The organism is Streptomyces sp. NPDC008150 (assembly GCF_042956945.1).
Taxonomy (GTDB): domain Bacteria; phylum Actinomycetota; class Actinomycetes; order Streptomycetales; family Streptomycetaceae; genus Streptomyces.
This window is the reverse complement of sequence record NZ_JBIBHJ010000008.1, coordinates 95,904-114,982: the sequence shown is the minus strand read 5'-3', so window position 1 is coordinate 114,982 and position 19,079 is coordinate 95,904. Positions and strand designations below refer to the sequence as shown.

The 19,079-nt window shown below is 73.6% G+C and carries 14 protein-coding genes and 1 pseudogene; 9 read left to right on the top strand and 6 right to left on the bottom strand.

The window, feature by feature from the left end; all coding sequences use genetic code 11:
• Positions 1 to 229: 229 nt before the first annotated feature.
• Together ACFZA0_RS20885 and ACFZA0_RS20880 are read right to left on the bottom strand one after the other, a co-directional pair.
• A complete protein-coding gene (locus ACFZA0_RS20885) occupies positions 230 to 907 on the bottom strand; it encodes a glycerophosphodiester phosphodiesterase family protein (RefSeq protein WP_391018949.1) in 678 nt (225 codons plus the stop codon).
• 19 nt (positions 908 to 926) lie between these two features.
• Positions 927 to 2,137: pseudogene (locus ACFZA0_RS20880) on the bottom strand (adenosine deaminase).
• 31 nt (positions 2,138 to 2,168) lie between these two features.
• Between ACFZA0_RS20880 and ACFZA0_RS20875 the strand changes: the two are divergent.
• A complete protein-coding gene (locus tag ACFZA0_RS20875) occupies positions 2,169 to 3,299 on the top strand; it encodes a DUF4190 domain-containing protein (RefSeq protein ID WP_391018947.1) in 1,131 nt (376 codons plus the stop codon).
• On the opposite strand, the gene ACFZA0_RS20870 is transcribed toward ACFZA0_RS20875, so the two are convergent.
• Together ACFZA0_RS20870 and ACFZA0_RS20865 are read right to left on the bottom strand one after the other, a co-directional pair.
• Positions 3,259 to 4,494, bottom strand: a complete 1,236-nt coding sequence (locus ACFZA0_RS20870) for a hypothetical protein (RefSeq protein ID WP_391018944.1) — start codon at positions 4,492 to 4,494, stop codon at positions 3,259 to 3,261. The genes ACFZA0_RS20875 and ACFZA0_RS20870 overlap by 41 nt on opposite strands.
• Before the next feature lie 220 nt (positions 4,495 to 4,714).
• Positions 4,715 to 5,272, bottom strand: a complete 558-nt coding sequence (locus tag ACFZA0_RS20865) for an NADAR domain-containing protein (RefSeq protein WP_391018942.1) — start codon at positions 5,270 to 5,272, stop codon at positions 4,715 to 4,717.
• A gap of 210 nt (positions 5,273 to 5,482) precedes the next feature.
• Here ACFZA0_RS20865 and ACFZA0_RS20860 point away from each other — a divergent pair, with 210 nt between their 5' ends.
• From ACFZA0_RS20860 to ACFZA0_RS20830, 7 genes are all read left to right on the top strand, one after another.
• On the top strand, positions 5,483 to 7,075 hold the full coding sequence (locus ACFZA0_RS20860; RefSeq protein WP_391018939.1) for an aminobutyraldehyde dehydrogenase: 1,593 nt from the start codon (positions 5,483 to 5,485) through the stop codon (positions 7,073 to 7,075).
• A 49-nt stretch (positions 7,076 to 7,124) separates the two neighbouring features.
• Entirely contained in the window at positions 7,125 to 8,372 is a 1,248-nt protein-coding gene (locus ACFZA0_RS20855) for an extracellular solute-binding protein (protein ID WP_391018937.1), read from the top strand.
• A 5-nt stretch (positions 8,373 to 8,377) separates the two neighbouring features.
• Entirely contained in the window at positions 8,378 to 9,529 is a 1,152-nt protein-coding gene (locus ACFZA0_RS20850) for a polyamine ABC transporter ATP-binding protein (RefSeq protein WP_391018934.1), read from the top strand.
• Positions 9,529 to 10,458, top strand: a complete 930-nt coding sequence (locus ACFZA0_RS20845; RefSeq protein WP_391018931.1) for an ABC transporter permease subunit — start codon at positions 9,529 to 9,531, stop codon at positions 10,456 to 10,458. Before ACFZA0_RS20850 ends, ACFZA0_RS20845 begins: the two co-directional genes overlap by 1 nt.
• The gene (locus ACFZA0_RS20840) at positions 10,459 to 11,259 is read left to right on the top strand and encodes an ABC transporter permease subunit (RefSeq protein ID WP_391018928.1); all 801 of its coding nucleotides are present in this window, start codon (positions 10,459 to 10,461) and stop codon (positions 11,257 to 11,259) included.
• 105 nt (positions 11,260 to 11,364) lie between these two features.
• Positions 11,365 to 12,783, top strand: coding sequence for an FAD-dependent oxidoreductase (locus ACFZA0_RS20835; protein ID WP_391018925.1), 1,419 nt, complete (start codon positions 11,365 to 11,367; stop codon positions 12,781 to 12,783).
• A gap of 211 nt (positions 12,784 to 12,994) precedes the next feature.
• Entirely contained in the window at positions 12,995 to 13,513 is a 519-nt protein-coding gene (locus ACFZA0_RS20830) for a hypothetical protein (RefSeq protein ID WP_391018922.1), read from the top strand.
• A 41-nt stretch (positions 13,514 to 13,554) separates the two neighbouring features.
• Here ACFZA0_RS20830 and ACFZA0_RS20825 read toward each other — a convergent pair whose 3' ends face one another.
• Entirely contained in the window at positions 13,555 to 14,295 is a 741-nt protein-coding gene (locus tag ACFZA0_RS20825) for a phosphatase PAP2 family protein (RefSeq protein WP_391018920.1), read from the bottom strand.
• A 594-nt stretch (positions 14,296 to 14,889) separates the two neighbouring features.
• A complete protein-coding gene (gene gabT, locus ACFZA0_RS20820) occupies positions 14,890 to 16,224 on the bottom strand; it encodes a 4-aminobutyrate--2-oxoglutarate transaminase (protein WP_391018917.1) in 1,335 nt (444 codons plus the stop codon).
• Positions 16,225 to 16,482: 258 nt separating this feature from the next.
• Here gabT and ACFZA0_RS20815 point away from each other — a divergent pair, with 258 nt between their 5' ends.
• Positions 16,483 to 18,990: an ATP/GTP-binding protein gene (locus ACFZA0_RS20815; RefSeq protein ID WP_391018914.1), complete on the top strand. Its 2,508-nt coding sequence runs from the start codon at positions 16,483 to 16,485 to the stop codon at positions 18,988 to 18,990.
• The last annotated feature ends 89 nt before the right edge of the window (positions 18,991 to 19,079 follow it).

The window sequence follows — 19,079 nt, the reverse complement described above, 5'->3', positions numbered from 1 at the left end:
GGCCGGTCCGCCGGTGTGTCCGCGGCGAGGTGCCGCCGGACCATCCTGGGCGCGTGATCGGCCGCCGGGGATCGTCACCGGGGAGGGCACCCCACCCGGACGCCTCCCTCATCAACTCGCCTGGTCGGAAAGGCGAGTTGTAGGGAATTCCCCTTACTGGTCGCGGGCTCCGCCCGCTGTGCCGTCCGTGCGCCCCGCCCCCGGGCTCGGCCCTCCCGCCCCCGTGCGGCTACCGCAGCGACCGCAGTGTGTCCACGCGGTTCGTTGTGATCGAGTCGACGCCCAGGGCGATCAGACGGCGCATCGAGCGGCGGGTGTCCGGGGTCCACACGGACAGCAGGTGGCCCGAGTCGTGGACGCGGGTCGCGAGGTCCCGGTCGACCAGGCCGAAGCGGTAGTTGAGCCAGCGCGGGCGTACCGCCTCCAGCAGCGCGGACCGGACCGGGGCGAGGGTCTTGCGGGTCAGGGCGATCTCCGCGCCGGGGTCGGCCGCGCGGACGCCGAGCATGGTGTCGGCGTCGCCGCAGTAGTACGCGCGCTCCCCGGCACCGTTCTCCCGCACCACGTCCACCACGCGCCGCACGGCCCGCGCGCTCGGTGCGCCCGGCAGGTCCACCATCACGCGGCCCTCGCCCGACGCGGCCAGCGCCTCCGCGAGCGTCGGGACGCCGCCCGCCGTCAGGTCCCGCACCTCGGCCGCCGTCAGGGAGCGCACGGGGCGTTCCTCGCCCCACAGCCGTTCCAGCGTCTCGTCGTGCAGCAGGACGGGGACGCCGTCGCGGGTGAGCCGTACGTCGATCTCGACCGCGTCGGCGCCCAGGGCGAGCGCCGCGCGGATCGAGTCGGTCGTGTTTTCCCGGACGCGGTAGGGGTCGCCGCGGTGGGCCACTGCTGTAACGGTGCGCATGCGCACCATTGTGCTGGGCTCAGGGGGCGAGCCACGCGGCGGTGTACGTGTCGATCTCCGCCGCCAGCCGCGCCTTGCCCGCCTCGTCGAGGAAGGACGCGCGGACCGCGTTCTTCGCCAGGTCGGCCAGGCCCCGCTCGTCGAGGTCCAGCAGCCGTGCGGCCACCGCGTACTCGTTGTTGAGGTCGGTGCCGAACATCGGCGGGTCGTCGGAGTTGACGGTCACGGTGACCCCGGCCCGCACGAACTCCCGGATCGGGTGCTCGTCGAGGCGGGCCACCGCGCGTGTCGCGATGTTGGACGTCGGGCACACCTCCAGCGCGACGCCGTGCTCGGCGAGGTGGGCCAGCAGCTTCGGGTCCTGGGCGGAACTCGTGCCGTGGCCGATGCGCTCGGCGCGCAGGTCGGTCAGCGCGTCCCACACCGTCTGCGGTCCCGTCGTCTCGCCGGCGTGCGGCACGGAGTGCAGGCCTGCGGCGATCGCCCGGTCGAAGTACGGCTTGAACTGCGGCCGGGGGACGCCGATCTCGGGGCCGCCGAGCCCGAACGACACGAGCCCCTCGGGCCGCACCCGGTCGTCGGTGGCCAGCCGCACGGTCTCCTCGGCGGCGTCGAGGCCGGCCTCGCCCGGGATGTCGAAGCACCAGCGCAGCACGGTCCCGAAGTCGGCCTCCGCGGCCTTGCGGGCGTCCTCGATCGCGTCCATGAAGGCACGGTCGTCTATGCCGCGCCGGACGGAGGAGAACGGCGTGACGGTCAGCTCCGCGTACCGCACGTGCTGGCGTGCCATGTCGCGCGCCACCTCGTACGTCAGCAGCCGGACGTCCTCGGGGGTGCGGATCAGGTCGACGACGGACAGGTACACCTGGATGAAGTGCGCGAAGTCCGTGAAGCTGAAGTAGTCGGCCAGCGCCTCCGGGTCGGTCGGCACCGCCGAGTCCGGGTGCCGGGCGGCGAGTTCCGAGACGATGCGGGGAGAGGCCGAACCGACGTGGTGCACGTGGAGTTCGGCCTTGGGCAGCGAGGCGATGAACGCGTGCAGGTCGCGCCCGCCGGTGGTGTCGGGTGCGGTGCGGTGGTCGGGCAAGGGTCCTCCCCGGGACGGCGTCCCGGACGGAAGCGGTGGGACGCGGGTGATCGGCTGATCGGCGGGCTCGTGGCCCGGGGATCATCGTAGGCCGGGCCTCGGCGGGCGGGGCACGTGGTCGTAGCATGACCCGCACGCGTGATCGAGTTGATCGAGCAGAGGGGGAGCCCGCGCATGTCCGACGACACGCACAGGCCGGGGACGGGGCAGCACGCAGAGGGGTCCGGGGAGGGCGGCGAAGCCGCGGGGACGGCGCACGGGGACCGGGGTCCCGCCGACCCGCGCGCCGCCCGCCCCGACGACGCCCGGGACGCCGGGGACGCCCGCGGCCCGTGGGCGCCGCCGGCCGCGCCCGCCGACGCCGTGCCCCCGGCCGCCGCACCGGTCGCGTGGCCCGCGCCCGCGGGGGAGGACGACGAGGACACGCCGCCGTGGGCGCTGCCCCCGACGGTCGTGCCGCCCACGAAGGTCGATCTCCCGCCCGCCGACGCGGCGGCCCCGGAGGACGGGACCGCCGCCCTCTCCCTCGGCAAGCAGCCGGCGCCCGACGGCGCCACCCGCCCCGACATCGTTGCCAACCCCGCGCGGACCGAGCCCGGGTATCCCGGCTCCGTGCCGGAGGCGACGCCGACTCCCGCGCCGGAGACGCCTGTTGAGGGGCGCGACCCGTGGGCCGCGCCGGCCGGGGACGGCGGCGCGTCGAACGCCGATGCCGCCGCCCGCGCCAACTGGGCGGCGCCCGCGCCGGGTTCGGGGTCCGCCGCCCCGGCGGCCGGTCCCGGCAACCCCTTCGCGTCGCCCGCCGCCGGTGCCGTGCCCCCGCCGCCGACCGGCCCCGAGGGTCCGGGCCAGGTGCCGTACGGCTACGGCTACCCGGGGGCGCCCCAGCCGCTTCCCGGCCACCCGGGACAACAGGGCCCCGCCCTCGGCCAGTACCCGTACCCGGGCCAGTACCCGCAGCAGGGCCCCGCCGGTTACGGCTACCCGCAGCCCGGGATGATGCCCGGTCCGCTGGGGCAGCCGGTCTGGTACGCCCCCGGGACCGGGCCCAGCAACGGCATGGGCGTCACCGCGATGGTCCTCGGCATCGTCGGGATCGTCCTCTTCTGCCTCTGGCCCGTCACGCCGTTCATCGGGGCCGCCGCGGTCGTCCTCGGCATCCTCGGGCGCCGCAAGGCCCGGCGCGGTCAGGCCACCAACGGCGGCCAGGCGCTCGCCGGGATCATCTGCGGGTCCGTGGCCTTCGTCATCGGGGCCGCGATCGTCACGCTCGTGGTGATCGGGGCCAGCCAGGGCTCGTGGTGACCGGGGAAAAGGGCCCTGACCGGAGGTTCTGGTCGGGGACGACGGCGACGTGCCAGTCCGCCTCCGACCAGACGCGGACCAGCGTCGGCCCGTCCACCCGGAACTCACCCTCGCACGTGCCCCTGCCGTCGAGCAGCCGCCGTTCCGAGTCCAGCGTCTCGGGGAGCGCGTCGAACCGCAGTGCCCCGCCGCCGCGCTGTCCCGCCCGCACGGTGACCGGGCCGCCCGCGTACCGGAACAGGTACGGCCCCCGGGACCGCAGCCTCGCCGATCCGCCGCCCGCCCCGCCGTCCGATCCGCTGTCCGTCCCGTCGGTCAGCACCGGCACGTGGTCGCCGGGCCCGAGCGGCTGGAGCCACATGTGCCACCCCCCGTCCGTCTCGACCCTGACCCGGACCGAGTCGACCTCGCTCGGCGGCAGCGGCACGACCGCCCGCCGCGGCGAGCCGCCGCGCCCGAGCACCTGTGCCCCGTACCGCTCCGGGAGCGTGGCGGAACCGGCGCCCGACAGTCTGACCACCAGGATCACCGCGCGCTCCGGCTCCGGCCGCGCGAGACGTACGTCCTTGTCCCCGCGCCCCTCGGCCCGCTGTCCGGCGTCGGTCCCGGGCGGCCAGGTGCGGTAGGGCCGCCACCCGGCCCCCTGTCCCGCCGGTACGGGAGCCGTCCGCGTCGGCCGCGGCTCCGCGCGCCGGGCCCGGACCCCCGCCCCGGCGGCGGGGGTCGGGGCGGGGGAGACCCGTCCGGTGAGCAGTGGCCCCCGCCCCTCCGCGAGCCGTACGGCGTCGGCTGCGCACACGGCGACGAGCCGTGGCGTCCCCTCGGGCGGCGCCCAGTGGACATCGGTGACGGAGGGGCCGTGGCGCGCGTCGAAGAAGCACGGGGGCCGCGGTGCCGGCAGCGGTTCACCGGCGGCCCGCGCCCGCGCGAGGGCAAGCGCGTGGCGTCCGTCGGCCAGGGCGCGCTCCACGTCGGCGGCGGCGTCCGCCCGGTCCCGGCCGCCCGCGACGAGCCGCTTCGCCGCCTCGTACGCCTCCAGGGCGCGCTCGTAGTCGGCCAGCGCGAGGCGGTCGGAGTCCTGTCCGGTCAGCACGAACTCGTACCGGGCCAGTTCCTCGCCGAAGGCGGTGATGTCCTCGTCGAACAGGGCAGGTCCACCGTCCCGCCGCCACCGGAACCACCCACGTCCGCCCATGCCGCCGCCCCCTGCCCCTGCCGCCTCCGCCGTCCCGCTGCGGAGATCGTAGGTGACGCCCCGCCGGGGCCCGTCGTACGGCGGGCCGAGCCGTGTTCCGTTCAACTCGCCCGCGGCACAGGGGTGGTGGCCCTGGCGTGAGCCGTGCGCGGCGGCCGCGCGGGCGGGCCGCGGCCGTCGCCCGGAACGGAGCAGACCTCGTCCCCGCCGCGCGGGATCCTCATCCCTCCGCCAGCCGCTCCCGTGCCGTCATCAGCGCGAAGCCCAGCAGGTTCTCGCCGCGCCAGCGTTCGGGGTCGGCCGCGGCCTCGTCCGTCGCGGCCAGGCCGATGCCCCACACCCGGTCCAGCGGGCTCGCCTCCACCAGGACCCGCTCGCCCGTGCCCAGCAGGAACGCGCGCAGCTCCGGGTCGGCGGCGAACTTGTGCACGCTGCCCTCCGCGACGATCCGGGACCGCTCCCGCCGCCACACCGTCTCGTCGAAGCCGCGCACCAGCCGCCCCGCCTTCTTCGCCACGGACGGGTGGCCCGCCGCCAGGACCCGCCGCTCCGCCTCCGCGTCGCCGAACAGCCGCGCCTTGCCGGCCATCATCCAGTGCTCGGCCGTCGCGTACGTGACGCCGTCGACCGTGAACGGCGAGGGCCACCACTGACTCAGGCAGCTCGCGCCGACGGTCCCGTCCGGTCGCGGGCGGTGTCCCCAGAACATCAGGTACTTCACCTTCGTGCCCGCGCGGACCTCGCTGACCAGGGACTCCCGGGAGTCGATCTTCGCCATGCACGCGAGTCTGGCAGGAACCACGGACAGACCGTCCGTCCTTTTACCGGACGACTCGACACCTGGTCGACAGATTCCGTCGCGTAACCAAAAGGCAACAACGGAATCACTTGTTGGCGACCCATGGCTCTGTCAGGATCGGCACTCAAATCGAGCTGGAGCTACGCCGACCCCGCGCCGACGTGCGCAAGGACGGCGGAGGAGAGCGACATGCACAACCCGGGCAGTTCCACCCCGGACGAGCCGGAGACCGTATCCGGTCGTCCCCCCGCGAAGGACCGTTCTGCCGGGGAGGGGCGATACCTCGTGAGGGACCGTTTCGCCGGGGGCGTGCAGTACATCGCGGGCCGGACGGCGCAGGGCACGTCGGGACAGACGCACTCCGTGGTCGACCCGGCCACCGGCGAGGACGTCCTCACCTACGAACTGGCCGGCACCGACGACGTGGACGCGGCGGTCGCCGCCGCCCGCGCGGCGTTCCCCGGCTGGGGCGGAGCCACGCCCGGCGAGCGTTCCGACGCGCTGCACGCGTTCGCCGCGCGTCTCGCCGAGGTCGCGGAGGACCTGGCGCAGGCCGAGTCGCTCCAGTGCGGCAAGCCGCTCAAGCTGAGCCGCGGGTTCGACGTGCCCGGCACGATCGACAACACCGCGTTCTTCGCGGGCGCGGCCCGGCACCTGGCGGGGCAGTCCGCGGGCGAGTACTCCGGCGACCACACCTCGTACGTGCGGCGCGAGCCGATCGGGGTGGTCGGCTCGATCGCGCCCTGGAACTACCCGTTGCAGATGGCCGCCTGGAAGATCCTCCCGGCGATCGCCGCGGGCAACACGATCGTCCTGAAGCCGGCCGAGCTGACCCCGCTGACCTCCGTCCTGTTCGCCGAGGCGGCGACGGCGGCCGGGCTGCCCGACGGCGTGATCAACATCGTCACGGGAACCGGCCGCGTCGCCGGCGAGCATCTGGTGGGGCACCCGGACGTGGCGATGACGTCGTTCACCGGGTCCACCGCGGTGGGCCGCCGGGTCGCCGAGATCGCGACCGCCACCGTCAAGCGGCTCCACCTCGAACTCGGCGGCAAGGCCCCGTTCGTGGTGTTCGACGACGCGGACCTGGAGGCCGCCGCCAACGGCGCGGTCGCGGGCGCGCTCATCAACACCGGCCAGGACTGCACGGCCGCCACGCGCGCGTACGTGCAGCGTCCGCTCTACGACGAGTTCGTCGCCCGTACCGCCGAACTCATGGCGGGCGTACGGCTGGGCGACCCGTTCGGCCCGGACACCGACCTCGGGCCGCTGATCTCGCACGCGCAGCGCGACCGGGTCGCCGGCTTCGTCGAGCGGGCGCGCGGCTACGCGCGCGTCGTGACCGGCGGCGAGATCCCCGGCGGCGCGCTCAGGGACGGCGCGTACTATCGCCCCACCCTCATCGCGGACGCCGCGCAGGACAGCGAGATCGTCCAGTCCGAGATCTTCGGACCCGTGCTCGTGGTGCTGCCCTTCGACAGTGACGACGAAGGCATCCGGCTCGCGAACGACACCCCCTACGGGCTCGCCGCGTCGGCGTGGAGCCGGGACGTCTACCGGGCGAACCGGGCCACCCGCGAGATCAAGGCGGGCTGCGTGTGGGTCAACGACCACATTCCGATCATCAGCGAGATGCCCCACGGCGGCTACAAGGCGTCCGGCTTCGGCAAGGACATGTCCACGTACTCGTTCGAGGAGTACACGCAGGTCAAGCACGTCATGTTCGACAACACCGCGGTTGCCCGGAAGGACTGGCACCGCACGATCTTCGGGGACCGATAGCGACGAGGCCCGTGACCGGGGCCAACCCTTCCGAAAGGGCACCACGCGCATGGAGAGTTACGAACCAGACCGCCTGAGTCCGGTCCAACTGGCGGCGATCCGCCGCAGTTTCCGAAGCGGCAGGGCCTCCCTCACCCGGCGCTCGCTGCTGCGCGCCTCGGCGGGCGGCGCGCTCGCGCTGGGCGGCGTCGCGGGCCTGAGCGCCTGCGGCATCCCCGCGGCCGGCAAGACCCAGGGCGGTGTCTCCGCGGAGGACCACTCGGCCAAGGAGAAGGAGATCGACTTCTCCAACTGGACCGAGTACATCGACGTCGACGACAGCGGCAAGAAGCACCCGACGCTGGACGCGTTCACCAGGCGGACCGGCATCAAGGTCACGTACACCGAGGACATCAACGACAACAACGAGTTCTTCGGCAAGATCAAGCCGCAGCTCGCCGCGGGCCAGGACACCGGCCGCGACATCATCGTGCTGACCGACTGGCTGGCCGCGCGGCTGATCCGCCTCGGCTGGGTGCAGAAGCTCGACCCGGCGAACCTGCCGCACGCGTACACCAACCTGTCCGCCCAGTTCCGCAACCCCGACTGGGACCCCGGCCGCGCCTACTCCTATCCGTGGCAGGGCATCTCGACCGTCATCGCCTACAACAAGAAGGCACTGGACGGCGTCGAGGTGAAGTCGATCTCCGACCTGCTCGACAACCCCAAGCTCAAGGGGCGCGTCGGTTTCCTCTCCGAGATGCGCGACAGCATCGGCATGACGATGCTCGACATGGGCCTGGACCCGGCGAAGTTCACCGACGACGACTACGACAAGGTGATCGCCCGGATCCAGAAGGGCGTCGACAGCGGCCAGATACGCCGCTTCACCGGCAACGACTACACGTCCGACCTCACCAAGGGCGACTTCGCGGCCTGTATCGCGTGGGCCGGTGACGTGGTGCAGCTCAAGAACGACAGCCCGGACGTCGACTTCGTCATCCCCGACAGCGGATACATGACGTCGACCGACAACATGCTGGTGCCCAACAAGGCGCGTCACAAGACGAACGCCGAACGGCTCATGGACTACTACTACGAGCCCGAGCCGGCCGCGGAACTCGCCGCGTACATCAACTACGTGTGTCCCGTCGACGGGGTGAAGCCCTACCTCGCGAAGATCGACAAGGACGCGGCGAACAACCCGCTGATCATTCCCGACAAGGCCATGGCCGCGAAGTCGCACGCCTTCCGCTCGCTGAGCGAGAAGGAAGAGACGGCGTACGAGGCGAAGTTCGCAAAGCTCACAGGGGCGTGACCACGATGACGACAGACTCCAGCGGCGACGTCCGCCTCTCCGGGATATCCAAGACGTACGGCTCCTTCACCGCCGTGCGACCCCTCGAACTGACCGTCCCCCAGGGCTCGTTCTTCGCCCTGCTCGGCGCGTCCGGCTGCGGCAAGACCACCACCCTGCGCATGATCGCCGGCCTGGAGGAACCCTCCTCCGGCACCGTGCACCTCGGCGACCAGGACGTGACCCGGCTGCCCCCGTACAAGCGGCCGGTGAACACCGTCTTCCAGTCGTACGCGCTCTTCCCGCACCTCGACATCTTCGAGAACGTCGCCTTCGGTCTGCGCCGGCGCGGCATCAAGTCGGTGAAGAAGCAGGTCGAGGACATGCTCGACCTGGTGCAGCTCGGCGAGCAGGCCCGCAAGCGCCCGCACCAGCTCTCCGGCGGACAGCAGCAGCGCGTCGCGGTGGCCCGCGCGCTCATCAACACCCCGAAGGTGCTGCTGCTCGACGAACCCCTGGGCGCCCTCGACCTCAAGCTGCGCCGCCAGATGCAGCTCGAACTCAAGCGCATCCAGACCGAGGTGGGCATCACCTTCGTCCACGTCACGCACGACCAGGAGGAGGCCATGACCATGGCCGACACCGTCGCCGTGATGAACGCGGGCCGCGTCGAGCAGCTCGGCTCGCCCGCCGACCTCTACGAGAACCCGCAGTCCACCTTCGTCGCCAACTTCCTCGGCACCTCCAACCTCATCGAGGCGGAGGTCGACTCGGTGAGCGGTGACGAGATCGTGGTCAAGGCCGGTGACGGCAAGCTCGGCCTGCCCGCGGCCCGTTGCTCCGCGCCCGCCACGGCCGGCGGCAAGGTGCTGGTGGGCGTGCGCCCCGAGAAGGTGTCCCTCACGCACACCGACGAGGAGGGCTCGATCCCGGCCGGCCGCAACCGCATCACCGGCCGCATCGCCGAAACCAGCTTCATCGGCGTCTCGACCCAGTACCTCGTGGACAGCGGCGTCTGTCCGGAGTTCGAGGTGTACGTGCAGAACGTCGACCGCGACTCCCGGCTGGTGCCCGGCGCCGAGGTCGTCCTGCACTGGAACCCGGCCCACACCTTCGGCCTCGACGCCTCGCAGGACATCGACGCGGGCGTCGGATCGGTCGAGGAGGAGGCCGCCTGATGGCCGCCGTCACCGAGGCGCCGGCGCCGCTCGCGCCGCCCGCCCCCGACAAGAAGCCCCCGCGCCGCCGGGGCAGGCTGGTCCCGTACTGGCTGCTGCTGCCCGGCATCCTGTGGCTGGTCGTCTTCTTCGCGCTGCCCCTGGTGTACCAGGCGTCGACCTCCGTGCAGACGGGGTCGCTGGAGGACGGCTACAAGGTCACCTGGCACTTCGCCACCTACTGGGACGCGCTGACCTCGTACTGGCCGCAGTTCACCCGGTCCGTCTGCTACGCCGCCGCCGCGACCGTGCTGTGCCTCCTGCTCGGCTACCCGCTGGCCTACCTCATCGCGTTCCGCGCGGGCCGCTGGCGCAACCTGATCATGATCCTGGTGATCGCCCCGTTCTTCACCAGCTTCCTGATCCGCACCCTCGCCTGGAAGACGATCCTCGCGGACGGCGGACCCGTCGTCGGCGCCCTCAACTCCCTGCACGTCCTGGACGTGACGAGCTGGCTCGGGGTGACGAGCGGGGACCGGGTCCTCGCGACACCGCTCGCGGTGGTGTGCGGTCTGACGTACAACTTCCTGCCGTTCATGGTGCTGCCGCTCTACACCTCCCTGGAACGCATCGACGGCCGGCTCCACGAGGCCGCGGGCGACCTCTACGCCCGGCCCGTCACCACCTTCCGCCGGGTGACCTTCCCGCTGTCGATGCCGGGCGTCGTCTCCGGCACGCTGCTCACCTTCATCCCGGCGGCGGGCGACTACGTCAACGCCGACCTGCTGGGCTCGACGGACACCCTCATGGTCGGCAACGTCATCCAGACGCAGTTCCTCCGGGTCCTCGACTACCCGACGGCCGCCGCCCTCTCCTTCATCCTGATGGCCGCGATCCTGGCCATGGTCACGATTTACATCCGCAAGTCCGGCACGGAGGATCTGGTTTAAATGACCTTCGTCAACTGGCTCAAGCGCCGCCTCGTCGTCATCGCGGGGCTTGTCACCCTCGGCTATCTGCTGCTGCCCAACGTCGTCGTCACCGTGTTCTCCTTCAACAAGCCGAAGGGGCGCTTCAATTACGAGTGGCAGCAGTTCTCCCTGGACGCCTGGGAACACCCGTGCAGCGTCTCCGGAATGTGCGGATCGCTGTCGATCAGCCTCCAGATCGCGGTGTGGGCGACCATCGGCGCCACCGTGCTCGGCACGATGATCGCCTTCGCGCTGGTCCGCTACCGCTTCCGGGCGCGCGGCGCGATCAACTCGCTGATCTTCCTGCCGATGGCGATGCCCGAGGTCGTCATGGCCGCCTCGCTGCTCACCCTGTTCCTCAACATGGGTGCCAAGCTGGGCTTCTGGACCATCCTCATCGCCCACATCATGTTCTGCCTCAGCTTCGTCGTGACCGCCGTCAAGGCACGCGTCATGTCGATGGACCCGCGGCTCGAACAGGCCGCCCAGGACCTCTACGCCGGTCCGGCGCAGACGTTCCTGCGGGTCACCCTGCCCATCGCGGCACCCGGAATCGCCGCGGGCGCGCTGCTCGCCTTCGCGCTCTCCTTCGACGATTTCATCATCACCAATTTCAACGCGGGTTCGACCGTCACCTTCCCCATGTACGTCTGGGGCTCGGCACAGCGCGGAACACCCGTTCAGATCAACGTCATCGGCACGGCCATGTTCATCGTCGCCGTACTGTTCGTCCTGGCCTCCATGGCCCTCGGAAACCGCCGCAACCGCCACAAGGCGTGAACGGCCACCGCGCGACGCGAGGGAAAGGCGGCCTCCCGTCTTCCCCGGGGCTCCCGATTTCCCTCGCGTCCGCAAAGCACGGTAATTCGTAGGGAGTTGACAATCATGGCCCCGAGCGCCATGAACCGCTGGACCCGTTCCCTTTCCGACGCCCGCCCCGTCTCCTACTGGCTCGACGACCCCGGCCGGCCCGCCCCCGAACCCGCCCTCACCGGCGCCGCGACCTGCGACCTGCTCGTGGTCGGCGGCGGCTACAGCGGCCTGTGGACCGCGCTGCTCGCCAAGGAGCGCGACCCCGGCCGGGACGTCGTGCTCGTCGAGGGCCGCGAGGTGGGCTGGGCCGCCTCCGGCCGCAACGGCGGCTTCTGCGCCGCCTCCCTGACCCACGGGCTCGCCAACGGCCTCGCCCGCTGGCCCGACGAGATCCACCGCCTGGAGGAGCTGGGCGCGCGCAACCTCGACGAGATCGAGGCCGCCGTCGCCCGCCACGGGCTCGACTGCGACTTCGAGCGCAGCGGCGAGATCGACGTCGCCACCCAGCCCCACCAGGTCGCCGAACTCCGGGAGTTCCACGAGGAGTCACGGCGCCACGGCCTCGACGGCGGCACCGAGTTCCTCGACGCGGACGCGGTGCGCGAGCACGTCGACTCGCCGACGTTCCTCGGCGGGCTGTGGGACCGCAGGGGCGTCGCGATGCTGCACCCGGCCAAGCTGGTGTGGGGTCTCAAGCGGGCCTGCCTGCGCCTCGGCGTCCGCATCCACGAGCACACCCCCGCCCTCGAACTGCGGCCGCACGGCGGCGGGATGGCGGTCCGCACCCCGTACGGCTCGGTCCGCGCGCGCCGCGTCGCGCTCGGCACCAACGTCTTCCCGAACCTGGTGCGCCGGGTGCGCGCGTACACCGTCCCCGTCTACGACTACGCGCTGATGACGGAACCGCTGACGGACGGCCAACTGGCCTCCGTGGGCTGGAAGAACCGCCAGGGTCTCGGCGACTCGGCCAACCAGTTCCACTACTTCCGGCTCTCCGCCGACAACCGCATCCTGTGGGGCGGTTACGACGCGGTGTACCCGTACGGCGGCCGGGTGCGCGCCGAGCACGACGACCGGCCCGAGACGTACGCCCGGCTCGCCGAGCACTTCTTCACCTGCTTCCCGCAGTTGGAGGGCCTGCGGTTCACGCACGCCTGGGGCGGCGCCATCGACACCTGCTCGCGCTTCTCCGCGTTCTTCGGCACCGCGCACGCGGGGAGGGTCGCGTACGCGGCCGGCTACACCGGACTCGGCGTCGGCGCCACCCGGTTCGGCGCGGACGTGATGCTCGACCTGCTCGCGGGGGAGCGCACCGAGCGCACCGAACTGGAGATGGTGCGCAGGAAGCCGCTGCCGTTCCCTCCCGAGCCCTTCGCCTGGACCGGTATCGCACTCACCAAGTGGTCCCTGGCGAGGGCCGACGAGCGGGGCGGGCGGCGCAACCTGTGGCTGCGCTCGATGGACCGGGTGGGACTCGGCTTCGACAGCTGACCCCCGGCGCCGGGCTGCCGGGCCGCCGGGCGGCGCGTCGGCGCGGTTCCCGCACGGCGGCGTACGCCCGGCGGTCGCGGTGCGCGGGGGCGCGATCCGGCCTGCCGCCAATTCGTCGCCCCGAGTCGCGTAATGCTCCCCGGGGTTCCTCCCTCTCCCTCGTGACGCCCACGGCGTCCACGTGAACTCGGCGAAGAGGGAGGACCCCGTCATGACTGGGGCGAAGACGGCGGTGGAGTGGCTCGCGTCGGCCGCTCCCGATCCCGACGCGTGCCGGTGGGAGTGGGAGCGCAACCCGCAGGGGATCGCGCTGCTGCCCGCCGGCAAGGCGTGGGACGTACTGATCCTGCCGGGGGAGCTCGGCTATCCCACGCTCGACGTGCTCACCCGCGTCGTCGACCGGCCGGGCCCGGTGCTCGTCGACTTCGGCGACGCGCGGATGGGGTTCCTCGTGCCGCCGGGCACCGCGGCCCGCTGGATCGGCACCGGCATCCGTACCGCGGGGCCCGGCACCTGGATCGTCGTGCCGTACCCGGGGCGGTCCACCGGCGGGGTGCGCTGGCTCGTCGTACCGGACGGCTCCGGCACGCTCACCGACCCCGCGCTGCTGGAACTGGCGATGCACGAGGCGGCGGCGGGGCTTGCCCTGGAGGGGTCCGGCCCGGAGGGGGCCCGGCCGGACGCGGACGGCGACGGCACGGGGGAGGACGGCTCCGGGCGGGACGGATAGCGGGCGGGGAGGCGCGGGGGCACGCGCGCCTCGGCCGACGGTCAGCCGGGCGTGGCCGGTCCGCGCAGGGTCAGCCACAGGCCGCTCAGCAGCACCGTGCACAGGCACCAACTCGCCACGACGTCCAGCGGCCAGTGGTAGCCGCGCCGCACCAGTCCGTAGCTGACCGCCAGGACCAGCACGGCACCCGCCGCCACGAGCGCGCGCCGGGCGGCGGCGGTGCGCAGCCACGGCAGCAGGAGCAGCACCGCCGCGCCGTACGCGACGGCGGCGGTGGCCGTGTGCCCGGAGGGGAAGTAGCCGATGCCCGGCGGCACGGCGGGGGTGCCGTGCCGGGCGGTGAGGTCCTTCAGCGGCACGATCACCAGCGGCACCAGGATCATCACGACCGCCCCCGCCGCCGGCGGCAGCCACCACCGGGGGACTCCCGCCCGGCGGCCCCGCCACGCCACGTACCCGAGGGCGACGGCGAGGACGGGCACGGCGACCTGCATGTTGCCGAGGTCGGACAGGAGTTCGCCGGCCCGGTCGGGGCGGACCAGGGCGCGGCTGAGGCGCGCGTCGGTGCGGAGCAGCGGTCCGCGCGCGGCGACCTGCCAGGTGATCAGCGCGAAGAGCACGGCCGGCAGGACGACGAGCAGCGCGAGCGGGAGCAGCGGCGGCCGCCGGGCCGGGACCCGGCCGGGGCGCGGTCCGCGCGACGCGTCGCGACCGGTGGCCGGGCGGCCCCGGCCGCCCGGGGCGCGTTCGTCGCGGGAACGCTGGACTGGGGAGGTCGACACGTCCACCAGCTTCGCAGGCCGCGGGCGGCGGCGAGGAATCCCGCTTCGGGTGCCGGCGTCCCGTCCGCCGCGCGTGCCCGGTTCGGTCCCTTGTGCCCCACGTGTGTCACCGCCGGGTGTGCGAGGACCGAACAGCCGCTCGCCGCGCGCGTGTCCCGCGCCGGTTCCGGGCACAGCGAAGGGCCGGCGCAAGGGGGGGTTGTGCGCCGGCCCTTCGGGGGACCGCCCGCGGGCCGGCCGTCGGTACCGCTCGCGCGGTCCCGCGGAACGACGCCGGGCGGCCGTCCGGATCGGAACGTCGCGCGCCCCGGGGGGTCTGGGGCGGCGACCGTCCGATCGGTGAGGAGATCCGGAGCACAAGGCTCCGGTGGTGTGCGCGAGGGCACGACCGGGCCGAGGCTGGGGAGGCGCCGACCCGGAACCGTCCGCGGTGCCCCGTGGACGGCGTGTTTCTCTCAACCACCAAGAAGCTACGGCAGGGTTGGCGCGTTGGGCAGCGGGAACCCCATCCCGCCATCCACCCCCCACACGTTCTTCACACCGTCCGACGCGCGGGCGCCGGGCGCGCGCCGGCGCGGCCGGCCGGGCTGTGCCTCAGACGCCCGCGAAGGCCTGCTCGATGATGTCGAGGCCCTCGTTCAGCAGGTCCTCGCCGATCACCAGCGGCGGCAGGAACCGCAGCACGTTGCCGTAGGTGCCGCAGGTCAGGACCAGCAGGCCCTCCGCGTGGCAGGCCTTGGCGAGCGCGGCGGTGGCCTCCGGCGCGGGCTCCTTCGTCGTACGGTCCTTGACCAGCTCGACGGCGACCATGGCGCCCCGGCCGCGGATGTCGCCGATGAGGTCGAACTTCTCCGCCATCGCGGTCAGCCGGGCCTTCATCACGGTCTCGATCCGCCGCGCACGCGCGTTGAGGTCGAGCTCCTTCATCGTCTCGATCGCGCCGAGCGCGCCGGCGCAGGCGACCGGGTTGCCGCCGTAGGTGCCGCCGAGGCCGCCCGCGTGCGCGGCGTCCATGATCTCGGCGCGGCCGGTGACGGCGGCGAGCGGCAGACCGCCCGCGATGCCCTTGGCGGTGGTGATCAGGTCGGGCACGATGCCCTCGTCCTCGCACGCGAACCACTGGCCGGTGCGGCAGAAGCCGGACTGGATCTCGTCGGCGACGAACACGATGCCGTTGTCGGCGGCGAACTGGCGGATCGCGGGCAGGAAGCCCTTGGCCGGCTCGATGAAGCCGCCCTCGCCGAGCACCGGCTCGATGATGATCGCGGCCACGTTGTCCGCGCCGACCTGCTTGGTGATCTGGTCGACGGCCTGCTTCGCGGCCTCGGGACCGGCGTTCTCCGCACCGGTCGGCCAGCGGTAGCCGTAGGCGACCGGGACGCGGTAGACCTCGGGCGCGAACGGACCGAAGCCGTTCTTGTACGGCATGTTCTTCGAGGTCAGCGCCATCGTCAGGTTGGTGCGGCCGTGGTAGCCGTGGTCGAAGACGACGACCGCGGGGCGCTTGGTGTAGGCGCGCGCGATCTTGACGGCGTTCTCGACGGCCTCGGCGCCCGAGTTGAACAGGGCGCTCTTCTTGGCGTGGTCGCCCGGCGTCAGCTCCGCGAGCGCCTCGGCGACGGCGACGTAGCCCTCGTACGGGGTGACCATGAAACAGGTGTGGGTGAAGTCGGCGAGCTGCGCGGTGGCGCGGCGCACGACGGCCTCGGCGGAGGCGCCGACCGAGGTCACCGCGATGCCGGAGCCGAAGTCGATGAAGCGGTTGCCGTCGACGTCCTCGATGACGCCGCCGCCCGCGCGCGCGGCGAACACGGGCAGCGTGGAGCCGACGCCCTGCGCGACCGCGGCGGAACGGCGGGCCTGAAGCTCCTGCGACTTCGGACCGGGGATGGCGGTGACGACGCGGCGCTCCTGCGGCAGTGCGGTCATGCGGGGCTCCTGGGGTGGTGCGGATTTTTCCTCTTTTCTCGCAGGCTAGAGGCGGCGGTGAGGGGTGGGCATGCTCCATGTGGGCGGTTTCTGCGGCCCGGGTTGTCCGCGATGGACATGGCGGCCGTGCCCGCGGCGCCGTCGGCCCGGCCGTGTGAGCGGTGAACTCCCCTTGCGGGCGCGTTAGATTGACTCGCCGGCGGTGTGCGCGGCGGCATGCGGGACAAGGTGCGGAACGGCTGCTCAGGGGGCAGGGCGATGGACAGCGACGGGACACAGGACGCGCGGGGCACGCATGCGAACCCCGTGCCGCGTCCGGCGGGCCCCGCGGACGGCTCCGCGCGCCCGTACGGCGGGCAGCAGGTGCCGGCGCGGCCCGCGGCGGCACCGAAGGTGCCGCCCGCCCCCCAGCGGCCGCCGCGGACGGCCGCGTCGCCCGCGCCCCCCGCCTCCCCGGTGGCCGACTGGCTGAACGAGCCCCGCCCCGCCGCCGGGCCCGGCGTCTGGCGCTTCGGGCACCGCCCGCCGAAGGCCGCGCAGAGCGGCGAGCGCCTCTCCATGGTCACGATCGTCGGCGTCCTGGTCCCGCTCGTCGTGGGCCTGGTCCTCTGGTCGCTGTGGCGCGACGGCCGCATCCCGTACCAGTGGGCGCTGCTCCGGCTGTTCACGCCGGACGACTGGTGGTGGGGCGGCACGACGACCCCGAAGGGCATGGGCGTCGAGGCCGTGGTGGTCGGCGACGGCGTGTTCTTCGGCGTCCTCGTCTACGCCATGGGGCGGCTCGGCAGCTGGTCCGAGATCGTGCGGCACGTCATCACCCGGCGCGACCAGCCCGCGCGGGCCCTGATCTCCGCGCTGTGCGCGCTCGCCGCGCTGAGCCTCGTCTTCCCGGGGGCCTTCCCGCTCGTCGGCTGGGACCCGCTGCCCGTCGTCGACCCGGTGCTGTCCCTCGTGGTGCTGGTGACCGGCGGGTACGGCGTCTTCAGCTCGCGGCTGACCACCGACGCGATCTACACCGTCATCACGCTCCTGGTCCTGTGGCCCTTCGCGCGCACCGGCGGCTGGTGGGCGCTCGTCCGGGAGCGCCTCGCCGCGCGCGAACGCGCCGCCGCGGCGGGCGCCGCGCAGGTGTCGCCGAGGCTCCCGCGCGCGTACTGGCCCGAACTGCGCGACGCCGGGCAGGTCCGGGCCGCCGAGACGCTCACCGCGGAGGTGCTGGGCGGCCGGATGAACGACGTGGACTGCGCCCGCGTCGACCGCGCGTGGGACGCCGCCCGCGCCGGTGCCCGGCTCGCCGACTTCACCGGCACCGTCCTGCGCGACGGCGCCGCCGCCTGGACCCACCCGTCCGGCGACCGCGACCTGCCGGCCCGCGCCGCCCGCCACGACCTGCTCGAACGCCAGGTCCGCATCGGCCGGTGGACCACCGGCGAGCGGACGCCCGCCGCCTACCGGGGAGCGGGCACGGCCCTCGCGCCGGAGGCCCTCGGCACCTCGCTGCTGCTGGTCGGGCCGCCCGGTTCCGGCAAGACCCGGCACGTGGTCGCGCCGGTCGTCGAGTCCCTCGCGCTCCAGGCGCTCACCGGCGGCGCCGCGGTCGTGGCGGTCTGCGCGGCGGGCACGGCACTGGCGCCCGACCGGGCGTTCGACGTGGTGATCCGCGTCGGGGACCGCGACGGCGTGTACGACCTCGACCCGTACGCCGGTTCCGAGGATCCCGACGAGGCCGCGGGCTTCCTCGCCGAGGCGCTCGCCGGGGACCTCGACTCCGTCGGCGCGCAGCGCGCCGCGACCGCCGTCGCCCAGCTGCTCGGCCCCTACCGCGCGGTGTACGGGGTGTTCCCGACCCTGCCCGTGCTGCGCGAACTGCTGGAGGGCGACCCCGCCCCGCTCGCCGAACTGCGTGCCGCGCTCGCGGGTCCGGAGCACGCGGTGATGCGCCGCGAACTCGACGCGCGCGCCCGGCAGGCGGGCGGCCCGGCCGACCCGGGCCCGGCGCTCGCGGACCGGCTGGCGCTGCTCGACCGGCCGGCGTTCGCCGGGTTCCTCGGCGCGGGCGGCGCCGCCACCCGCCCGTTCTCGCTGCACAACCTCGCCCACCACCCGCTGCGGGTGCGCGTCGACCTGCCCGCGCACGGCCACGAGGAGGCGTGCCGGCTGATCACCCGGCTCGTCCTCGCGCAGTTCGGCGCCGTCACGCACGGCACCGGCCGCCGCCACTTCGCGTGCCTCGTCCTCGACGACGCGACGGGGACGGTCACCGCCGAATCGGTACGCCGCGTGCAGCGGCTGCGCTCGCAGAACGCGGGCGTCCTGCTCTCGCTGCGCACGCTCGGCGACGTCCCCGAGGCGCTGCACGGGCCGCTGCTCGGGGCGGTCGGCTGCCGCATGGCCCTCGCGGGCGTCACCACGTGGGACGGCAGCAAGTTCGCGCACGCCTGGGGCACCGAGTGGGTGGAGACCCGGGACGTGGCCCAGCACACCGTCTTCGCCGACCAGCCCATGACCCGCGCCATCCACGCCCTGCGCAAGCTGATCACCGGCCGCGCGGTGACCACGGAGGCGGTGACCGTGCGGCAGGTCGAGCGCGAGCGGTGGTCCGCCTCCGAGCTGGCGCACGCGGTGCCGCCGGGCCACGCGGTGCTGTCGCTGACCACGGTGGACGGGGAGCACGCGCCCCCCTCGCTGGTGGACCTCCGCGCGACACGCGACGGCGGCGACGGCGACGGCGAGCGGCGGGACGGGCGCCCGGCCGGCACGCGCTGAGGCGGGCGCCGCGCGGAGGGGGAACCCGGAACCGTACGGTGAGGCAGAATTGGCGGAGGCCGTTCGTACGCGACGGCCAAAAGATCGAC